This is a genomic window from Marinomonas flavescens, assembly GCF_004352835.1.
GTDB lineage: Bacteria > Pseudomonadota > Gammaproteobacteria > Pseudomonadales > Marinomonadaceae > Marinomonas > Marinomonas flavescens.
Genome location: NZ_SJSB01000005.1, coordinates 1 through 21,858, shown reverse-complemented (window position 1 = coordinate 21,858; position 21,858 = coordinate 1). Strand labels below are relative to the sequence as shown.

17 protein-coding genes and 3 tRNA genes are annotated in these 21,858 nt (G+C 38.9%); 4 read left to right on the top strand and 16 right to left on the bottom strand.

Translation table 11 applies throughout. From position 1 onward, the window contains the following. Positions 1-45: 45 nt before the first annotated feature. A tRNA-Ala gene (locus tag E0D70_RS06685) sits at positions 46-121 on the bottom strand. Positions 122-193: 72 nt separating this feature from the next. Beyond that, positions 194-269, bottom strand: a tRNA-Ala gene (locus E0D70_RS06680). A 214-nt stretch (positions 270-483) separates the two neighbouring features. On the opposite strand from E0D70_RS06680, the gene E0D70_RS06675 reads away from it, so the two are divergent. The 3 genes from E0D70_RS06675 to E0D70_RS06665 all read left to right on the top strand — a co-directional run bounded on the left by E0D70_RS06675 (position 484) and on the right by E0D70_RS06665 (position 3,189). Continuing rightward, positions 484-1,710: an EAL and HDOD domain-containing protein gene (locus E0D70_RS06675; protein WP_133011500.1), complete on the top strand. Its 1,227-nt coding sequence runs from the start codon at positions 484-486 to the stop codon at positions 1,708-1,710. A 65-nt stretch (positions 1,711-1,775) separates the two neighbouring features. Continuing rightward, positions 1,776-1,860 (top strand) — tRNA-Leu (locus tag E0D70_RS06670). A gap of 495 nt (positions 1,861-2,355) precedes the next feature. Then, positions 2,356-3,189 (top strand): helix-turn-helix domain-containing protein, encoded by an 834-nt coding sequence (locus E0D70_RS06665; RefSeq protein ID WP_165942878.1) that lies wholly within the window; start codon positions 2,356-2,358, stop codon positions 3,187-3,189. A 73-nt stretch (positions 3,190-3,262) separates the two neighbouring features. Here the strand turns inward: E0D70_RS06665 and E0D70_RS06660 are convergent, their stop codons facing one another. The 10 genes from E0D70_RS06660 to E0D70_RS06615 all read right to left on the bottom strand — a co-directional run bounded on the left by E0D70_RS06660 (position 3,263) and on the right by E0D70_RS06615 (position 14,560). Next, positions 3,263-4,747 (bottom strand): aldehyde dehydrogenase family protein, encoded by a 1,485-nt coding sequence (locus tag E0D70_RS06660; RefSeq protein ID WP_133011498.1) that lies wholly within the window; start codon positions 4,745-4,747, stop codon positions 3,263-3,265. Between the two features lie 53 nt (positions 4,748-4,800). Continuing rightward, a complete protein-coding gene (locus tag E0D70_RS06655) occupies positions 4,801-5,061 on the bottom strand; it encodes a cupin domain-containing protein (protein ID WP_133011497.1) in 261 nt (86 codons plus the stop codon). Between the two features lie 705 nt (positions 5,062-5,766). Then, entirely contained in the window at positions 5,767-7,251 is a 1,485-nt protein-coding gene (locus E0D70_RS06650) for an aldehyde dehydrogenase family protein (protein WP_133011496.1), read from the bottom strand. A gap of 46 nt (positions 7,252-7,297) precedes the next feature. Then, complete coding sequence (locus E0D70_RS06645; protein ID WP_133011495.1) at positions 7,298-7,558, bottom strand: cupin domain-containing protein; 261 nt, start codon at positions 7,556-7,558, stop codon at positions 7,298-7,300. A gap of 414 nt (positions 7,559-7,972) precedes the next feature. After that, positions 7,973-9,139 carry a sugar diacid recognition domain-containing protein gene (locus tag E0D70_RS06640; protein WP_133011494.1) on the bottom strand — a complete coding sequence of 389 codons (1,167 nt, stop codon included), beginning with the start codon at positions 9,137-9,139 and terminating at the stop codon, positions 7,973-7,975. Between the two features lie 122 nt (positions 9,140-9,261). Continuing rightward, positions 9,262-10,554 carry an NAD(P)/FAD-dependent oxidoreductase gene (locus E0D70_RS06635; RefSeq protein WP_133011493.1) on the bottom strand — a complete coding sequence of 431 codons (1,293 nt, stop codon included), beginning with the start codon at positions 10,552-10,554 and terminating at the stop codon, positions 9,262-9,264. Between the two features lie 428 nt (positions 10,555-10,982). Continuing rightward, a complete protein-coding gene (locus E0D70_RS06630; protein ID WP_133011492.1) occupies positions 10,983-11,474 on the bottom strand; it encodes a universal stress protein in 492 nt (163 codons plus the stop codon). A 73-nt stretch (positions 11,475-11,547) separates the two neighbouring features. Continuing rightward, the gene (locus tag E0D70_RS06625; protein WP_133011491.1) at positions 11,548-12,891 is read right to left on the bottom strand and encodes a TRAP transporter large permease; all 1,344 of its coding nucleotides are present in this window, start codon (positions 12,889-12,891) and stop codon (positions 11,548-11,550) included. Continuing rightward, on the bottom strand, positions 12,888-13,457 hold the full coding sequence (locus E0D70_RS06620; RefSeq protein ID WP_133011490.1) for a TRAP transporter small permease: 570 nt from the start codon (positions 13,455-13,457) through the stop codon (positions 12,888-12,890). The genes E0D70_RS06625 and E0D70_RS06620 overlap by 4 nt, the downstream gene beginning before the upstream one ends. Positions 13,458-13,564: 107 nt before the next feature. Continuing rightward, positions 13,565-14,560 (bottom strand): TRAP transporter substrate-binding protein, encoded by a 996-nt coding sequence (locus tag E0D70_RS06615; protein WP_240537014.1) that lies wholly within the window; start codon positions 14,558-14,560, stop codon positions 13,565-13,567. A gap of 1,200 nt (positions 14,561-15,760) precedes the next feature. On the opposite strand from E0D70_RS06615, the gene pdxR reads away from it, so the two are divergent. Continuing rightward, a complete protein-coding gene (pdxR, locus tag E0D70_RS06610) occupies positions 15,761-17,248 on the top strand; it encodes a MocR-like pyridoxine biosynthesis transcription factor PdxR (protein WP_133011488.1) in 1,488 nt (495 codons plus the stop codon). 148 nt (positions 17,249-17,396) lie between these two features. Here the strand turns inward: pdxR and E0D70_RS06605 are convergent, their stop codons facing one another. The 4 genes from E0D70_RS06605 to E0D70_RS06590 form a co-directional block, all read right to left on the bottom strand. Further along, positions 17,397-17,834: an acyl-CoA thioesterase gene (locus tag E0D70_RS06605; protein ID WP_133011487.1), complete on the bottom strand. Its 438-nt coding sequence runs from the start codon at positions 17,832-17,834 to the stop codon at positions 17,397-17,399. Between the two features lie 185 nt (positions 17,835-18,019). Further along, positions 18,020-18,277, bottom strand: coding sequence for a hypothetical protein (locus tag E0D70_RS06600; protein WP_133011486.1), 258 nt, complete (start codon positions 18,275-18,277; stop codon positions 18,020-18,022). Positions 18,278-18,767: 490 nt separating this feature from the next. Continuing rightward, positions 18,768-20,537: a diguanylate cyclase gene (locus E0D70_RS06595; protein ID WP_133011485.1), complete on the bottom strand. Its 1,770-nt coding sequence runs from the start codon at positions 20,535-20,537 to the stop codon at positions 18,768-18,770. 433 nt (positions 20,538-20,970) lie between these two features. Next, positions 20,971-21,732, bottom strand: a complete 762-nt coding sequence (locus tag E0D70_RS06590; RefSeq protein WP_133011484.1) for a C40 family peptidase — start codon at positions 21,730-21,732, stop codon at positions 20,971-20,973. Positions 21,733-21,858: the final 126 nt, after the last annotated feature.

Sequence of the window (21,858 nt, the reverse complement as noted above, 5' to 3'; positions counted from 1 at the left end):
AAAAGAAGGCTATATTAGTTTAGTTTCGAAGTGATTTTAAAATGATGGTGGAGCTATGCGGGATCGAACCGCAGACCTCTTGCATGCCATGCAAGCGCTCTCCCAGCTGAGCTATAGCCCCAGATGACGTTGGCGTGTTTATTCAATAATAAAGCAAGCCGTCACTGGACAGAAAAGTCCTGAGATTGTTTTGTGGTGGAGCTATGCGGGATCGAACCGCAGACCTCTTGCATGCCATGCAAGCGCTCTCCCAGCTGAGCTATAGCCCCACAAAACAGCACGGAATTTTATTGACGCTTTCTAAAAGTGTCAAGATTTAAATCATTGTTTTCAATCAAAACATTGCCTACCTCTATTTTATGTGGCATTAGTACTTTCGTACAATTGCCGACACTAGTTGATTTATGCTTCTATATTGTTCGTTTAACATTTAGCACATAACATCCACTCGATACGTTTAATTCAATAGGGTAAAAGAAAGGTATGGTCGATTTTCCTGATGTTTTGGACGATTTAATGATGGCTCAACAACCCATTTTTAAAAAATCTAAAGAGTTGTTTGGTTATGAACTACTTTTTCGAGGGCAAGATAGTCAAAACGCTAATGTATCAGACGGCGAAATGGCCACCAGTCAAGTACTCGTCAATCTTTGTATCGGCATTACTCAATTAGAAACTCAGTTAAGAAAACCTTTCTTTATCAACATGACAACCAATCTCATGTTGTCAGACGCCTTTTTTCCTATCGACCCTGATACCGTCTACATAGAAATCTTAGAAGGTCAGCAACTCACTCCGCAGTTCATTGACGCCGTAAAAAACTGGCGGCAAGCTGGCTATCGCTTTGTTTTAGACGACTATCAATTTGATAAAGAATACGAGAATCTTCTTCCTTGGGTTTCCATCGTTAAAATAGATGTTCTAATCACACCCCCTCAAAACTATTCTGCAAAAATCAGAGATCTCAAAGCCAAAGGCTTGATATTGGTTGCTGAGAAAGTCGAAGACCAAGCCATGTTTGATTATTGCCATCAACTAGGGTTCGATCTTTTCCAAGGTTACTTCCTACAAAAACCTGAAATTATCAAAGGTAAGAAAATCGACTCAGCTGCCCAAAGTGCGATTACGCTATTAAACGCACTAGAAGATAAAGACATTGGCATTGATGTCATCACAAGCATGGTTTCCCAAAATCCCACACTGTCTTTTCAACTATTACGAATTTTAAAAAGTCCAGTCAGTGGCATTCCAAGAAAAATAGAATCCATTAAAGAAGCTGTCATATTTTTAGGCTTAGTTCAGCTAAAGCGCTGGGCGTTACTAATAACACTCACATCAACATCCAAACAGCCCAAAGCTCTCTTTAAAATTCTTCTTACAAGAGCTCGTTGCTGCCAATTAATCGCAGAATCAGATAATAAAGCATTGTCTGATAGCGCCTTTATGACCGGCTTAATGTCAGGCATTGACGCCCTTTTCGCTATGGAAAAAACATTGTTATTAAATCAGATCGCTCTAAGTCAAGAGGTCATGGATGCGATCCTCAAATCAGAAGGCTCTCTTGGCAACTATTTGCAAAAGACCATATATGTGGAAAAACAGGAATGGAGCAAGATTCAGAAAATTGATCCAATAGAGAGAGTACAGCTCAATCGTCACTTTTTAGACGCTATGCTATGGGCAAACAACATAGTGAAACATTTAAATTAATTGTTTTTCGTTAATTGATTGACAGGGCTGCAAAAAAAACTAAAATACGTTTCACCTTTTTCAAGGCCAGTGTGGTGGAATTGGTAGACACGACGGATTCAAAATCCGTTGCCTTCGGGTGTGGCGGTTCGAGTCCGCCTACTGGTACCAACATAAGAAAACCTCGTTGCTAACGCTTCGAGGTTTTTTTTTGCTTTTAATTATTCAAACTCTTTTATTTAACATTCCACATCACCTCAACACCTCAACACCTCAACACCTCAACATTGTCATAGTGAAATAATGTACTGACACCAAAGAAAGCATCACTCTTCCTCATAAATATTAGCTCAATAGGAAAGTAGATAAATATTTATTAGAATACGAGTATGAAAAAAACTAAGATGTGCGTAAGCTAGCATAAAAGCGAGGCAAAGATCGAAAGATCACCGCTTAGTCGTCATGAGAAGTCTAGATAAAGTATCAGTGTCATAGTCTGTTAAGATCAGCATAATTGATGAGCCAAGTGGAATACATCGACCCATGCAGACACGACACAAGAGAGATAAAAACTACTAAGTATAAAGCAAGCTTTGAAGATCTATAACTCGAACCATTGAGTGCATTTATACAAAATTATCAAATTTAAACAGGTAGGAATACATAGTGGCATCAAATAACAATGAGTCGAATAACTTTTCAAGCAACCTCAAGACTCTTTGTAGTTACTACAAATCTATTTCAGACGTTTGTCGTAAAACCAACATCAACAGACAGCAATTCAACCGCTATCTTAATGGGAACACCTTCCCTTCCTATAGCAATCTGAAAACGATATGTGATTTTTTTGGTGTTGACCAAGAAGAGATCATTAAAGACCCTATCGAATTTAAAAAAATCATAAGCCCAGTAACAGAAAGTAAAAAAATAGACGACATACCAGAAGGTATCTTTGCCTATATAGACATTCTAAAAAACGCATCAAAACATGGACTTGATAGATATTGCGGCTATTACTACCGATATATTTTGTCAGGGAGCTTCCCTGGAAACATAGTAAAATCTTTAATTAAAATATACCAAAAAGATGGTTTTTTTTACTATTGGCATGTAGAAAATCTAACCTCTAAATCCCCCGTTATAAAGAAGTCTTCTAGATTTAGATATGATGGTGTGGTTTTTATGGTATCTGAAAGAATCTACATGATTGAACTTGAATCAAAACTCAAGTCCACTATTTCAGAAACAATAATGATGCCTAGCTATCAACATGGGAATAAAAACATATCAGGAATAACGTGCTACTCCACTTCGGACATATCACATCAACCTGTTTCTTCTCGCGTTTTGCATGAGTACTTAGGTGACAAGATAAATATTCGCCAGAAACTTAATGAATGTGACTTGTTCCCAACTGACAGTAGCGCTATCTCGGATGATATAAAAGAGGCTATTTTCACTCCTCCTCTCTCTCCTACCGACATTTTATTAACAAACTAACGTTATTTTTTATCCTCCATAGACAAAAAAATTAAAGCTAAGGCCGACATATCGGCCTTAGCTTTTTTAACGATTAGTCATTAAGAGGTCTAGCAATCGTTAGATCACGTAGGTAATCATAAAAAGTGTCAGGGCTATTAACACCACCACCCACACCACTTAGATTAACGCCTGCGTAAGGTAGGCCGTAAGCAAACACGTTATGTGCATTGATCCAGCTATTACCAGAAACCATTTGCTCTGCTACACGATCACAACGCTCGCTATCTTCACTCCAAACGCTGTTCGCTAACCCGTATTGCAAGTTATTCACTTCTTCGATGACTTTATCTTCATCAGAGAATTTAACAAGGTAAGCGGTAGGACCAAAAATTTCTTCTCGGTAACAGACATTATCCGTGTCGCCTTCCATCAAGCAAGGTGACACAAAGTAACCGCCTTTCAAATCAGGAGATTCTACTTTGCCACCGGCAAAAACAAGATTCGCGCCATCAGCCACACCTTTGTCGTAGTAGCCTAATATGCTCTCTTCTTGAACCTTACTAACCACTGGCCCCATATCGGTTTCTAAATCTAGACCTGAGCCAATCTTGATGTTTTCTAAAATGGATACAGCTTTTGCCTTAAAAGCATCATAGACGTCAGCGTGAACAAACCAGCGCGTTGCTGTACAACATGTTTGCCCCGTATTTTTAATAATGGCATCAACCAAGCCTGATACCGTTTTATCAAGGTCACAATCTTCAAATACGACTGCCGCACCTTTACCACCCAGTTCAGATTTACAAGGAATAGGACGGCTTGCACACTTCTCAGCAACCATAATTCCTACTTGGGTTGAACCAGTAAAGGACATACGCTGAACCAATGGATGCTCAACAATTTTACTGCCTACATTTCCACCACTACCAGTAACAATATTGATAACACCATCTGGAACACCAGCTTTTTTAGCCAGATGCGCAACGTATAAACTTGATAGCGGAGTCACAATTGAAGGTTTCACAACCGCAGTATTACCCGCTGCGATAGCTGGCATAACATTCCACATAAACAAAAGAATTGGAAAGTTCCATGGGAAAATAAAACCACAAACGCCATACGCAGAACGATGAATTCGAGCGTCCATATTAGGAATGGCTAATTGTTTATCGTATTCTGCGTTTAACGCTAAATCGGCAAAATAACGTGCACATTCAATACCAGAAACAACATCACCTTTAGCCACTTTTTCTAACGGCTTACCGACATCTAGCGATTCTATTTCAGCAATATTCTGAGCTTCAGATTCAAGAAGATCAGCAAAGCGATGCATAATGACAGAGCGCTCACTAGGGGTCATTTTTCCCCATACTTTAGTCGCGTCAAATGCAGCTTGAACAGCAACATCTACGTCATCGCCTGAACCATATGCAATATCAGCAATGGCTTCGCCCGTCACTGGGTTTGTTACAGATCCTCTTTTCCCATCAATGCTAGGATGAGATTGGCCATTCACAAAATGCTGTAATGGGCTTTTCAAAAATTCTTTTACCGTGGCGCTTAATTCAATATTCATGCAACTACCTTCTCGTAATTAATTATTATTGGTTCTGGTTCGAGACTTTATTATCAAAAAAACAAAAAATGTTTTCTAACCGTTTCTTTTATTACCCATGTGGTTTGAGACCCAGCAGAAATAGTGACAAAATCACCTGCTTTGACTGTATAGGTATCACCGTCTTTAAGTTCTATTTCAGCAACACCCTGTAAGAAATAGAAGCTTTCATTCTTATCGTAGTAATGAGAATAAGTAATAGGTTCTTTTTCCCATATCTCCCAAGCTTTAACTTCTTCTAACTGCAAAACGGTTGGCTCTTCTATTTTAATCATTATTAAATTCCATAACCTAAAAACTAAAAGTTGAAATAATCTACTAATGTAAACTTCATCCTGTATCTATAAATAATAATGAGCTAATTTTGTTTATTCAATATCACAACATTACTCATTCTTACCCTTAACTGCTTAAACTAGCATAATCAAAGAATTGTAATTAATTGAATAAGTTTATTACTAATTACTCAATACAGTCGAAGCAACTCATTTTCTATAGGCAACTGACTTAATAAGAAATACATAAGATATTTTCCTGACTCAAACAGACAAAGCTGATGCGGTAGACTCGCTTAGTGCCCTTGATTGAATCCCTTATCCAAAGTAAACACCTAACGAAGAGAAACCTTGAAACACATTCAACACAAAAGAAAATAGAACGATCTTTGGATCTTGAATTCGGGAGTATATTGATGCCAGAGATGAAAGTAGAGCTGGCACATAACCTCAGCGCGGCAACAGAAATCCGTATGATATAAATACCAAAAATTAAGTGTAACCATTAATATGGCCTGTAATAAAAGTAGACTATATCAACGAGTAACGTCTGCTAGAATAGCTAGAAGCGCCTATTAAAAACTCAGAGATATTGATAATCGAAGACAGAAAAGCAGAGGAGTTGATCGGAGGGGATTTCGTTTTATTGGCGATCAAAACGATTTGAAATTAAGGCCGAAATATCGACCTTAACTTCCTTAATAATTAGCTATTAAGCGGTCTAGCAATCGTTAGATCACGCAAGTAATCATAAAAGGTCTCAGGGCTATTAACACCACCGCCCACACCACTTAGATTAACGCCTGCGTAAGGTAGGCCGTAAGCAAATACGTTATGTGCATTGATCCAGCTATTACCAGAAACCATTTGCTCTGCTACACGATCACAACGCTCGCTATCTGCACTCCAAACGCTGTTCGCTAACCCGTATTGCAAGTTATTCACTTCTTCGATGACTTTATCTTCATCAGAGAATTTAACAAGGTAAGCGGTAGGACCAAAGATTTCTTCTCGGTAACAGACATTATCTGTATCGCCTTCCATCAAGCAAGGTGACACAAAGTAACCGTCCTTCAAATCAGGAGATTCTACTTTGCCACCGGCAAAAACAAGATTCGCGCCATCAGCCACACCCTTATTGTAGTAACTCAAGATACGCTCTTCTTGAATTTTACTAACAAGCGGACCCATTTCAGTCTCTAAATCAAGACCTGAGCCGATTTTAATGTTTTCTAGAATAGAAACGGCTTTTGCTTTAAAAGCGTCATAGATGTCAGCGTGAACAAACCAGCGTGTTGCTGTACAACATGTTTGCCCCGTATTTTTAGTAATCGCATCAACCAAACCTGATACCGTTTTATCTAGGTCACAGTCTTCAAATACGACCGCTGCACCTTTACCACCCAGCTCAGATTTACAAGGTATAGGACGACTTGCACATTTTTCAGCGACCATGATTCCGATTTGAGTTGAGCCGGTAAAAGACATGCGCTGAACCAATGGATGCTCAACAATTTTACTGCCCACATTTACACCATCACCAATAACAATATTGATAACACCGTCTGGAATACCGGCTTTTTTAGCCAGATGCGCAACGTATAAGCTTGATAGTGGCGTAACTTCAGAAGGCTTCACGACCGCAGTATTTCCTGCTGCGATAGCTGGCATGACATTCCACATAAACAAAAGAATTGGAAAGTTCCATGGGAAAATAAAACCACAAACGCCATACGCAGAACGATGAATTCGAGCGTCCATATTAGGAATGGCTAATTGTGTATCGTATTCAGCGTTTAATGCTAAATCGGCAAAATAACGTGCGCACTCAATACCAGAAAGAATATCGCCTTTAGCTACTTTCTCTAATGGTTTACCAACATCTAATGATTCTATTTCAGCAATATTCTGAACTTCAGATTCAAGAAGATCAGCAAAACGATGCATAATGGCAGAACGCTCACTAGGGGTCATTTTTCCCCATACTTTAGTCGCGTCAAATGCCGCTTGCGCTGCGGCATCTACGTCTTCGCTTGAACCATAAGCAATATCAACAATAGTTTCACCTGTCACTGGGTTTGTAACAACCCCCATCTTCCCATCAATACTAGGATGAGATTGACCATTTACAAAATGTTGCAACGGGCTATTCAAAAATTCTTTAACAGTGACACTTAATTCGGTATTCATAGAGCTACCCTATCGAAAATAGTTACTATTGGTTCAAGCGTATATCTTAAAAAAACAAAAAGTGTTTTCTTACCGTTTCTTTGATGACCCAATTGGTTTGATCACCAGCATCAATTGTAACAAAATCGCCTGCTTTTACTGTGTAGGTATCACCACCTTTAAGCTCTATTTCAGCAACACCTTGTAGGAAATAGAAACTTTCATTCTTATCGTAGTAATGAGAATACGAAATAGGTTCTTTTTCCCATATTTCCCAAGATTGAGCTTTTTCTAACTGTAATGGTGTTGGCTTTTCAATTTTAATCATTATTAACTTCCATAAATTTCAAGATGAAATAATCTACTAACGTAAACTGTATTTTGTCACCATAAATAATAATGGGCTAAATTTCTTTATTCAATATCACCACATTACTCGACCTTACCCTTGGCCGCTTAAACTAGCGTAAATAAAAACTATGGATTGATTCGCAAAGCACTATATTTAATACCTCAGCTCTATCAATCTGAAGAAACAACAAGATGAATAAAAAGAATCCGTACAGCAGGAAGCGACGAACATAAATAAAGCTAGGAAGTGAAGGAAGGTTTTAACTATAGGAACTTAAAAATCACGATTATCAGGGCTTGATCAAGGAGCCGCTAAAGGAAAGTGCCAACTCACCTAGCAATAGATGAGCACAGCAAGACTAGAAAAGACGATACACCATTAGCTCAACATTTAACGCGTAGAAAGCGCATTTGAAAGATCATCAAGCCTAAACGCAAGATAAAACCGCACAAGGCTATTCCAATTGCTCAATTCAAATCCAAGAATACCTTCAATTTTATCAAGTCTATAACGCAGCGTGTTCCGATGAATATGCAACGCCTTGGCGCTCAACCCAAAATCGGTGTTTTGCTCAAAATAAGTAATCAGTGTTTTTCGTAACACACCATTTTTATCGCCTGCTATAAGCTTCTGATATTCACTTATCAGTTGCTCACCTTCCCAGGTAGGCTGAACCTGCTTTAAAATCATATCTAAGACTAAATCTCTAGGAAAATACACCTGTTGATCAGGTCGACAAACTCGCCCTGTGTCTAATGTTTTTAATGCACTACGATAAGATTTAGACAACCCTTCGAGAGATGGGAAATACTGCCCCTGACCGACTTTAAAGTTCAAATGATTTTGCTTTTTTAATGATGAACACAATTCAAATAATTGCTGGCGAGTCCTATCTTCATTCCAAACGCCATCTTGAATGGAAATAGTTGGCAACACCACTAACTGTGTTGGCTCTGATATAACTGCCAAACTATCAGGATCACAGCTATCCAATAAACGCAGGATATACTGCATTTTTTCCAATGGTAATTCACCACCATCTTCCGCCATTATTTTAATGACCACGGCAATTCTTGGAACGGTAAGATCAATACCTAATCGCTCTATTCGATCGTCAAACATGGAGTCACGCTCAAACTCACCTTGAATTAAACGACCAATCACCCCTTCTCTTTGTCTCTTATCCCATTGAACCTGAGCGGTTAGCCCCGCCTGCTCAACCATTAATTCCGCAGTCATGACCACAAGATCTGCGTATTTTCTAACTTTATCAGGGTCTCCAGTAATACCAGCCACACCCACTGTCTCACCATTACAGACAATAGGTAAATTGATGCCACCTTGAACGCCCGAAAGCAAACTAGCCTCTTTAGCGCTAAACCCCACCTCTGAATGACGGCTCAGCACATGTAACGCACCTTCGTGTAAGCTGCCAATGCGCAGAGGATCTCCAGATCCGACAATAACCCCCAAATGATTCATGACATTGACGTTATGACCAATAATCTTCATAGCCCTATCTACTATTTTCTGAGCGGCCTGCTGATCAATAAACATATAATATCGCCTTCAATGAAACGGGGTCATAACGTGGTGGATACGGTAACCTTTACTCAACTTTAAATACTGACATGCAAGCCTCATATTCGATACAAACATAAGGCCTGACACAATAAAAATTAAGTAAAACGCTTTTCAAATGCATCTAAAATTTCAAAAGTAGGAACCGCCAATTTAACAGCAATATCGCTAAAATGACGAAGCGGTGCATTACGGTAATTTGTAACAGGTATTTGAAGATCGTCAGCGGACTTACCTAAAATTCTTTCCGCCATAATACGACCCATCACAGTCCCCATTGCAACACCACGACCATTGTACCCAAGCCCTGCAAGAATACCTGGCTGAGGCTCATGTAAATGAGGAAGTACATCTGGCGTATGCGCAATTTGCCCACCCCACTGATGAGTTAACTCAATGCCTTTAAGCTGAGGGAATGTTTCAGCAAGACCTTCATACAAACGTTTTACATCACTGGGTCTTTTGCAATCAGCCGTAACACCCAAGGTTCCAAATACAACACGGTTATCTTTGATTTTACGACCATAATAGATAACACGGCGAGTATCTGCGTAAGTATGACCTTCAGGTAAAATTTGGTCATACACATCTTGAGGCAAAGAAGCTGTCGCGGACTGTAAACTAACAAGAGGCACTATTGTTTTTTGCAACCCAGGTAAAACATCATCAGTATAGCCGTTGGTACAAAACACGACCCACTCAGTGTCTACACTACCGTGGTCTGTTTTCACAAACCATCTACTGCCTTTTTTCTGGATTGAACCTACCGGCGAATAACTGAAAACGCGCGCACCTAGAGATGTGGCTGCAGCACATAAGCCTCTTGTATAGGATAGCGGCTGAACCGAACCACCTTTAGGGGTCAACGTAGCTGTGCCATAGGTTTTTGTTCCCATTAAGCGATGTAATTCAGCACCTTCGACATAACTAATATCAAGACCCACTTTTTGCCAAGCCGTTGACATAGATTCCAACTGCTTAACTGCACGATTACAATGCGCGACTCGAAGCCAGCCGTTTTGTTCAGCATCACATTCAATGTTATGTTTTTTTATTAAAGCGAAGACTTCATCGGCTGAATTAACGTATGCATCAACAACACCCATACCCGCTCGTTGACCTAAATGAGCGCAAATTTTCTCAGGCGTGTCGTGGGCTAATGGATTAACCTGTCCACCAGTTCTTCCCGAAGCTCCCCAACCTGGCTCTTTTGATTCAAGAACAACCACATTCAAACCTTTCTCAGAAAGCTCCAAAGCCGTTCTTAATCCTGTAATGCCCGCTCCTACAATAACAACATCTGCACGAGTATTTTCACTTAGTTTATTTAGGGGTGACGCAGCAATCGCAGTATCAGCCCATAGCGATGGATGCAGCTTCTGATGATTCATTTTTTACTCCTCTTTTTGTTATCAACAGAATAGTTAATTATGTAGTAGCAAAACAATTTGATGAAATTATTCGCTCTTAGCCATTTGCGCGTCACTTTCTAAGCTAGTTAGTAAAAAAGAGCATAAAAAATGAATAATACGGACTCTATTACAGTGATTTTTGTCACTTCTATTCATGAAATACACTAAGAAAGTTGAGCGAAAGGCACTACAACTCACCTTTAGACCATAGCAATAGCTAAAAAAACAACGAGAAGATATAGACACTAAACATGACTTCTAGAGCCTGCAGCGGTTTGAAATGTAGATAGATAAGCAAGATGAAAGGCAGAAAACCTAACATAAAAAAAAGCCCCGTTTAATTAATAACGAGGCTAATGTAGATCAACACAGATTAACGCGTAGTCATAAGAGTCGTAAGCTAAGCTTTAAAGCTCCGGCAAAGGCACTATCAACATTGGGATATGAGAGTGGCTTAACACATTCTTAGCAACACTACCCAAGAAGGTTTGAAACACACCCTTCTCATGAGTACCCATTACAATGAGATCAACTTCTAATTTTTGAGAAATTTTCAAAATAGATTCTGCAGGATAAGCTTCTACGACTTGTATCGACTTAATTTGCTGACGTACATTTTGATCTTCAAGAGACAACCTTTCCCAAAACTCATTCTGAACCACTCCCAGCTTTTCTTTAGCAAACCGCACTCGGTCTTCTAAAAATTCGCGTCTGCTTTCAGGATCATTTACATACGTTTTAAGAGTGATTTTTGCATCGTTAGACATTTTTTCGACGACATGCAAAATATAAATATCTGCACCCGTTTTTTTGGCTATATAAACAGCCTGATCAAAAGCTTTCATCGAACTTTTAGACAAATCAGTACTGTATAAAATCTTACCAACTTCAGGCAGCATACTATTACCTCCAAATGGACAATAGAGAAATGCTTGTAAGAAAATTTCTTACAAGCATTTAAATTAAAACTCGCTAATAACCAAATAGCCTTGGCAAATATAAGGATATTTCAGGGAAGTAAGCAATAACAAATACTGCCACTGTCGATGACAATGTAAACGGAAGCGCTTTAACTGTGATCTCTTCCAGTGATACTTTCGAAATACCCGATGCAACAAATAAGTTCTCTCCAAGAGGCGGTGTAGCAAAACCAATTGAAAGACAGCAAATCATTACAATACCAAACTGAACAGGATCAATACCTAGATTATAAGTCACAGGTAACAACACTGGCGTTAGGATCATAATCGCAGCCAATGTTTCCATAAACATACCAACAAACAGTAGGAATATGATAATCAAGAACCAGATTAGGTAAATGTTGTCAGTCAAGCTCAACATAGAATCCGCTACAATAGCCGGTATATTATTCTCTATCAGCAAACGCCCAAAGACGGTTGCACAGAATAAAATAAGCATTATTCGGCCAGACAACCATGTAGTCGTTTCTAGCGAACGAAAAATAGCACTCCAAGTAAGCTCTCTATGAATAAAGGCACCAACAAACAGAGTATAGAATATTGCAACAATGGCAGATTCAGTCGGAGTGAAAAATCCTGAATAGATACCACCTAAGATAACTAACGGAGCAAGAGCAGACCAAAAACCAGAACGCATAGTTCGTGCAATGTGTTTGAAATCCCAACCTTCATCAGTTCCCTTGTAACCTAGACGCTTACAGCGGAAATAGTTTACTACGAGCAAACTAAGGGCGATAACTAAACCTGGGATGACACCCGCAATAAACATTTTAGAAATCGAGATACTTTGGAAGGTACCAAATTTTTCAATTGCTTCAGGAGGTACAGCCAGTCCCATTGCTGAGATACCAAAGATAACCATAGGAATCGATGGTGGAATGATAATACCTAATCCACCTGCAGAGGCCACAACCGCAGATGCGTACCCTTTATCGTAACCTCGGTTAGCCATAGCAGGAATCATTAACATCCCTACCGCTGCCGTTGTCGCTGGACCCGAACCTGATATAGCACCAAAAAACATACAAGCCAGTACTGCTGCTGCCGATATACCACCTGTTACTGGGCCGGCAAAACTTTCCGCTAAGTTTACAAGCCGCTTGGAAATACCACTCGCCTCCATAAGAGCACCCGCCAAAATAAAAGCAGGAAGCGCCATCAACGGAAAAGAACCAACTGAGGTAAAAGCAATTTGTACAAAAGTAATTGGGTTCTCACCCAGATAGAAATAGGACGCTAACGCCGCTACACCTAACGAGATACTGATCGGAGCGCCCATTAACAAAAGTACAAAAAAGGATCCGAAGAGAACTAATACAATGGATGTTTCTGTCATGATTTACCCTCAGCCTTTGCGGTTTCGTTAAGTCCTTCCAACTCACCACTCTTTAATTTGTCCAATTCTTGTGAATCAGGGTCGATAACACTTTCACCCTTCACAAATTTTAAGTAGTTAACTTGAATGATACGCAAGCTCATTAATGTAAAAGCAATCGGTAGAATAAGATAAATATATTTCATTGGAATCCCTAATGTTTGAGATTTCCAAAACAAATTCATTTTATAAAATACAAAATTGTATGACATATAAACCATATAAAAATTAAACGCGATCCAAATAAGGTCTGTTATAAACTCAAGGATCGGTGGGAGCCAAGAAGGCATTAATTTATATTGAAACGTAACTCGGTTATGTGCTGCCAACCTAGCAGAGTAACAAGCACCAAAGTAAACAAACCATACAAACATATAGACAGAAAGTTCTTCAGTCCAAGCAATCGAATATCCGAAAATTTCACGAGAAATGATTTGCGCAAAAAGCAGTGTAACGAACAGCGCTAATAATGTCCGGCAGATGTAGCCTTCGATATCATTAAGAAAATGCAGAATCTTATTACCCATATCACGACCTCCATTTAATAAAGCAGTTATTAAAAAACTGAAAATTAAAAAAGAAAACCCCGCTGAGTTAACAGCGGGATATAAAATTATTCAAAATTTTAAAACTACTAGTTAACTTCAGCTCTGTTTAAAGAACGCAATACAGTATTAATTTTATCTTTACCGCCTACACTGTCGTAGTATTTAGGCCATACTTTAGTGGTAGCATTTTTGATCCAATTAGTCTCATCAACTTCATCCCACTCCATGCCACGCTTGATCAGCTCCGCTTTCGCTTTTGCTTCTTCTTGAACAAGGTATTTGGCACTGTATTGAGTGGCTAATTTACCCGCTTCTAGAATCGCTTTTTGATCTGCTGGAGACTGTTCTTGGAACACAGACTCAGACATGATCATAGGCTCAAGCAAGAAGTTGTAATGAATATCTGACAAGTATTTTTGTACTTCATCAAACTTCGACGTTTTAATATCGATCAAAGACAAATCTTGTCCATCAACTACTTTTTGCTGCAATGCAGTAAACAGTGAAGACCACGCCATCGGTGTAGGGTTGATTCCCCATGAGCGATACGTATCAATCATGATTTCATTTTTAGGAACTCGAATAACAAGCCCTTTTAAATCAGCAAGCGTTTTAACAGGTCGCTTAGAGTTACTCAAAACTCGGAAGCCAGAATATCCCCAAGCTACGATACGAACACCAGCGTCACGAATCGTGTTTTGAACCAATCTTTCACCTTCAGGACCCTGAGTGATTTTGATCGCTTCATCTAGACTTTGAATCATGTATGGAAGAGTCAAGATGCCAACACTTGGAGAAAATGGTGTGATGTTATTGATAGCAACAATAGAGAAGTCCAATACACCGATTGCAGCGTCATTAACGGTATTCTGTTCAGAGCCTAATTGACTGTTCAAGAACAAACGCGCCGTATCATCTGTGTGCGCTTCCAATTCCTGAACAAACTTAGTTGCCACAGCATACTGGCCACTACCTTCACTGCCACCTAGTGCTATTTTGAATTGCTCTGCAACTGCTGTCATCGACATAGTACAAGCCAATACACAACCAATAACTAACGATGGAGCTTTAGATTTAATCATTTTCATATCCTGCCTCTCATTTGGAATTTTGGTAACGACGATAATATTTATTGTTTTTAATTTTTATAAAATTACTATTTTAGTGTTTCTAAACTGACGATTTATTGATCACATTATAATTTTTCATAACATCACATGACGAAGACTTGCTTACCCTTTTCTTCTTACTCAGTGATTCCTAGTCATTATGTAACCCATACCTACACACAACCTCGGCAAAACAACCAAACATCAACGAGCAAAAAATATATTTTTTATACCTTTTGCACAATTTTGATACTTTCTAAGTAAAGCATAATTTTGCACAAGCCACTTAAGTTAGCCTATGCCGTATGCTGCGTAGTCATTTTCTGGAACCTACTTTTAGATGAATCAGTGCCCATGATCAAATAAAAAGTTTATATTCCTTCCTTCTGGACCAAAAGGAAAAACAAATCTGGCACCATAGAATTTATCTCAATTTCTGAGTTCCATGCTTTACAATAATGCAATAACGACACTTATAAGTTTCTAGAGCAACAAGTGAATTATCTTTGCAAAGCCATTGAATAAAACCGTAATATCCGCCTATCTTATAGGCCCAAAATAAAAATAGAATAAGACCAAGAAAAATACACTTAGATATATTGATAGAACTAAAATGGCATGAAAAGAAAACATCATAACACAATTAAATCTAATAAAAACAATAACTTATGAAAACACCAAACCACAAACACCCCTTGACTAAATCACCTAAAAAACGAATAGTAAAAAATGAAAATTAAAAAATGGCGAGATTAACAAGGAATTAATTGATTAAAGAGTAAAATATTGATTATAAATCCACCAATATGATAAGAGAATATTTATAACCACTTGGTTAAATACACTAATATTGCTGGAAATATAAGCAATTAAAATTTACTAATACTCCATCTATCAAAATAATAACTAAAAATAAAGAAGCCCCTTTCTTTGCAGGCTAACAACAAAAAATAAGCAGAATGCTAGCAACCTACTTCATATTCAAAAATAAATAAATTCTATTTTCTCAGCTTAAACCATCAACTATGATATCGTTCAAAAACCAACTGAATTAATGATTGTATTAGAGGGCTGCTCTCCTCTTTCGTTTTGTATGAGTACCCATTTTTCATCAATATTTCGCAGGCTATCCATAACATCGAAGCGCTTGCTCTGAACATGAGAATTTTGCATATGCTCCAGCTTTTTCACCTAATCCAAGATAAAAATATTAGCCTGCAAAAGCAATTAAGAGAGCAGATTGCAAGCGCAATTATGAATGGGAATATGCCGCTAGACACGCCTCTCCCCTCTAGTAGAAAGCTAGCAAAAGACCTGAACATTGCTCGAAACACAGTGGTCTTGGCTTATGAACACCTTTTAGATGATGGTTACCTTGTTGCTCGTGAACGTCGTGGATATTTCGTTAACCCTGACATTCTAAATGGCCAAGTTGCGAGCCAATCTAATCAACAGACTACCGAGGGCAACCTTCCAGATTGGCAGCGCCGATTCAAAATCCACCCCAGCGAGCAAATCAATATTAATAAAGCTCCGGATTGGCAAAGCTATCAATATCCTTTTATTTATGGCCAATTTGACGAGAAAATTTTTCCGACCGTTAACTGGCGAGAATGCTGTCGCGATGCAGTCAGTGATGCCGCTGTTAGTGGCTGGGCCTCAGACAGCTTAGACCACGACGACCCTAGGTTAATTGAGCAAATTCGTACTCGCTTACTTCCTCGTCGTGGCATTTGGGCCTCACCAGACCAAATACTCGTTACTGTCGGCGCTCAGTTGTCTCTCTATATATTGGCGCAATTACTACTGGATAGACGATCTACCCTTGGCATAGAAGACCCTGGGTATGTCGATATCAGGAATATCGCCAAACTACATGAATGCCAAATTGAGCCATTGCCCATCGATAAAGACGGGCTAATCATTGGCGAACAACTCCATCACTGTGATCTCATTTATACAACACCTAGTCATCAGTGCCCTACCGCTGTAACAATGCCACTAGAACGACGTTACGAGCTATTAAACCGAGCGCATCTTGATGATTTTTTGATTATTGAAGACGATTACGAAAGCGAAACCAACTTTAGTAGCAAACCGAATCCAGCACTAAAAAGCCTAGATAAGAGCGACCGTGTCATTTATATCGGGAGTTTATCGAAAACATTGGCCCCAGGTCTGCGTCTGGGTTATGTCGTTGCATCAAAAGAATTAATAAAAGAAGCTCGCGCCTTACGACGCTTAATGATTCGCCACCCAGCATCCAACAATCAAAGAGCTGCGGCCATGTTTCTAGAGAGAGGTTATTATGATGCGCTAGTCATGAATATTAGTCGTAATTATCAAACCCGTTGGCTCGCAATGGACCAAGCTCTCAACAAGTACCTGCCTGGCAGCCATGACGCACCGACTTTTGGTGGTTCTTGCTATTGGGTGAAATGCCCCGAAGGATTAGATACTTCCGAATTAAAACAACGCGCAATGGTGGAAGGTATTATTATCGAACCAGGGCACATACATTTCTATTATGATGACAACGCGCCTCGTAATTTTATTCGTTTGGGATTCTCTTCCATATCAACTGATCGAATCGAACCCGGTATTAAAAAGCTAGCTGAGCTGATTAACGCGATGAGTGACGAGTCGTCAAACGAAAATTAAAACGCTTTCGGGGAATAATAGGATAAATTTTTACAGAAGAACCAGTAACTAACCCATTGCCTAAGGTCAGTTACTGAATCTAACAAGAGATGACATTTAAATAGCAACCACAACTAACCGTAAGACGATCGGCTGCCTCACATTGCTCTTAGAGATGCTCTTCAGACAAATGTTCTAACACATAATCAGGTAAATCTGCTTCATTAGGAATTGGGGTTGGAAGACCCTCTTCATCAATAGCAACAAACTTAAATGTTCCTTCTGTCACTTTTTCACGTTTACCAATGCGTCCTCTTCTTACCCACGCTTCAACACGAATATTCATAGACGTACGACCATGAGATTCAACATGAGTATAAATACCTAAAATATCACCCACCTTCACAGGCCGAATAAAACTCATTCCATCAAGGGCAACGGTCACCACTCTCGACTGAGCTCTTTGGCCTGCACAAATACCGGCCGCGATATCCATTTGAGAAACAACCCAACCACCAAAAATATCACCTGCGGGATTCGTGTCACTAGGCATTGCAACAGTACGAGTCGTTAAACGCCCTTTTACTTTTTCTTCAGTTGCTGACATAGACTGTCCCTTCAAATATTCATTACAGATAAAATTACACGATTCTTTTAGACTCACTTTCATCTCAGAACCTAATCGTCGCCCTGAAAACTACTCACTAAAAGCATATAAATTAAAAAATTAAAACACCCACAAACGACACAAAATCAGCAGGGTTAAGTATTCACACAAAATACGTCGAATATTTAAGAAAACTCGCTTCGCAAATAATTGGTTAATTTTTGAGAAGAGCGAACATCCCGAAGAAACGACAATTTAAGATAAGCTTCGACAGCACGAATATTAGAGTCCGTTATCCACCCTCTTTCATTATAAAAAGATTGAATAAATGCCAAGACTTCAAATCCATTATTTTTATCAATTTCAGTATTTTCTGCATTCGAATGCTCGACATCCCAGTTATAAATACCTTTTAAATCGCTGCGTTTAACTTGATAGACCATTAATATAACCCCTTCTCCCAGCATAACCCCTTAAGACTAGACGTTATGTAAACACTTGTCTGAAGTGTTTTATTTATACAGGGAAAGCACGTTAGGATTGAGCAAAAAACCGTCACAAATACGTGAAATTTAAAATGACAATCATTTAGCTAAATTAACAAAGATAAAGTAATAGACAATGTAAAAAAGAAGGGAGTTTAGTAATAGATAAAAGCACCATCAAAAAACATTATTTCTTTAAAATCAGTCAATAAAATCAACCACTTGGAACAGATTTTCTACTACTTCCTTAACCTTCCAAACATAGTATAGACTTGTACCGACCCTGCCAAGAAAAATAGAACCCAAAATACCAACAAAGACACAACGGTAAAAACACCACGCTCTTAAAGCAATACAAGACTAAAATCGCCTATTTTTGCTTTGAATCAGTCCAGCTGTGTATTTCTTGTTCCATAGGTTTCCCTTGAAGAACATAACACCATAAAAATCAGATAATGATTTTATCTCTACCCGTATTTTTAGCTTGATACAACTTCTTATCGGCTTGCTCTACTAATTCTTCTGCAGAAATATAGCCACCTTCATCCACATGAACGACGCCGAAACTCATAGTGATATGTTGATCATTAACCACAGGATGATCTACAAAGCTTTGCCTAATGCTGTTCAGCCTTGCCATTACTTGAACAATATCAGCATTAAGAAAGACTAAGGTAAATTCTTCACCACCATAGCGCGCAACGATATCAAGCGAAGACCGCACATGCTTTTTAAGGTTCATCGCTACAGAAACCAACGCAAAGTCACCAACCGTATGCCCGAATTTATCATTAATACGCTTGAAATGATCAATATCACATAACACAAAGGTCAACTGTTGCTCTTGTTGCTGGGCGCGCACCAAGGCTTGCTCGAATACTTGGTTAAACCCACGCCTGTTATATAAAGAGGTTAATTCATCGGTTAAAGAGTTCTCGAGTAAATACTCATTTTCCCCTTGTAGATAAGACGTTCTCTCCGCTACTTTTTCCTCCAGATTCTGCATTATGTCGGCAAGATTATCGGCCAACGAGCTTAACCCTCGACTAAGAGAGTTAATTTCACTGATCCCACTTAAAGGGTTTGGCAGCATTTGGACACCCTTTAGATCTTTTTCATTGGCAACCTGATTAAGACGCTGAATCGGCTTACCTATGTACCAAGCAATCAAAGAACCAACAACGCCAATACAGAGGAAAAGCATTAATGTAATAAACACCGTACTTTGGGTATAACTGGCCAAAACACTCTCATGATAAGAGCTGGGGATAAGCACGCCTACTTGCCATTTTTTGCCATATTTAAGCGCAATAGGACGCAGATAATATAGGTACTTTTGCCCTTCAACATCCAGCGTTTTCATGCCGGTTTCTAGGTGCTGGCTCGCAAGTCGAAAGGCTTGATTAGAGTGACTATTAAGATTTGAGCGCGTGGTAACACCATCTTTAGTTTGGTACAGCTTTCCCTTTTCCGAAGTGGCGATTAAATCACCATTTTCTTCCGCTAAAAAGATGTAAGCCCCTTTTACTAAATCTAAAGACGCCAGATATTTATCCAACTCAATCAAAGCGATACTGGTTGCTGTGACGCCAAGCAACTTGCCCTCTTTGTCATATATTGGCGCCGACAAATCAATACCCAGTGCAGGAAAACCATAATAAGGCTCAATATGCCCCCAAGTTACTTGCTTGTTTTTAACCGCAAGTTTATAAAAGGGCCGCACTCTAGGGTCGTAAGCAAAGGTCGGATCAGATTTGATTTTGTCGCCAATAATGATTCGTGGATCGTACTTAAACCCTTCCATCGTTAGTGGTTTATGGACAAAATTGGCAGCGATATTATGCAGCCCTTTTTTGATAGGGTTTTGTGAAGAGCTAACATAACGTCCATCGGTCGTGGCGACTGAGATAAACGTCATTTGTGAATAAGGGATTGCCTGCTCATAAAACCGTCCTGCGACAGAGGTTAAATTATCAAGCAGTTCTGGCCGATTAGAAAAAGCATTAATGTTCAATTCCATAATGTTGGTCAAAGGCGCAACAAAGTCTTGCACACGATCGTAAATACGACCCTCCACCTCTTTGATGTATTGCACACCCACCTTGTTCGCAATATTGGCGATCGTGACAGAGGACAGTATGTACATGGTCACCCCAGAAATCAGGGCAAGCACAACAAACGGAGTAACAATCAACCAGCGTAACGGAACAGTCTTCACTATAAATTTACTCTACTAAATCATGCTTCTTTTAAATTTTGATCAAAGAATAAAATCTGATCATTAATTCAGCTATTTAAATAATTGTACTATGAAGACAGTTAATTATGGAAACCCTGTGCACTAAAACTTACATAAATACAGGACAGACAAAGAACAACACGACCCCAATCAAAAGACTTGAGAAAAGCGACCTGTGGACTTGATTCAAAAGAGGCACAACACGTACAAGTGCCCCTCCTAACACTAGGCAATGTGTTGTGTAGTCAGAAAACCGCACCAACTGCCGTTGGATCGCAAGCGAAGTCATGTCATAGGCACTCGCCTAAAGCATTACCACCAAACACTGAACCAAACAGCAGGCATAAAAAAACCGCCCAGAGGCTATTTTTTACTACTAAGAATCAAGAATCAAGAAATAGCATGTTACAATCTATTTAATTCTTTCTAGAACACTAGTAGCAACAGTAATCCTTTGATTAGTAAGTTCTATTAATTTCAAATATAAAATTAAATTTATCTCTGCAAACTTAAGACCTCTAACCTGCCATATAGCCAAAAACTGCTTGTACATATAAACATGTCTTGATCTGATATTTTTAGCACTCTCTAACTCTTGTGATGCAATATCATATAAACCTGACTCTTGTATATTCAAAAAAATATCTAAATCATAGCGCCAAGAACTTACTTTTAAATCATATTGCCACATCAATAAATAACCAGAATTTTCAACTAAACTTGTGATTTCTTTATCATATTTAGGATGACTACAGACATAATTTATAAGCTGTTCATATGTTTGTATATCCTCTCTTACTATCTTCCTAGCTTCTTTAAGAATTGAATTAGTAATATTAGCCTGGCTCTTAAGAGGACTATCCGATTTAGCAAAATCCACCTCCACAGTGTCCGCATCTCTAAGGCAATCATTAACCCGATATGTATATACTGAATCATCAAGTTCCTGAGGAGTACAGAATGAACCATTATCGACAAGGTTTAATCCAGCAAATTCATATGACTGAGCAACTAAACGTGAACAAAATTGTCTATTTGTATCAATTTTTTTAGATAATGGATTCTTGGTTTTTATAGCGTCTTTTAACGAGTATTGCTTCCCAATTTGCGTTCTTGCAAATACACATGCTAATTCAATTAGTTCTCGATCAACATCACTCTTTAACCTTAACACTTGTACCTAAATTCAGATAATAAGTGCGACACTGCTAATCAGGTGTAGAAGAAGCCAACTGCTGAAGTTGGTATGATTCTTCTTACCACAGAACAAAGCAGTACCAACATGAATTATCAGCAGTTG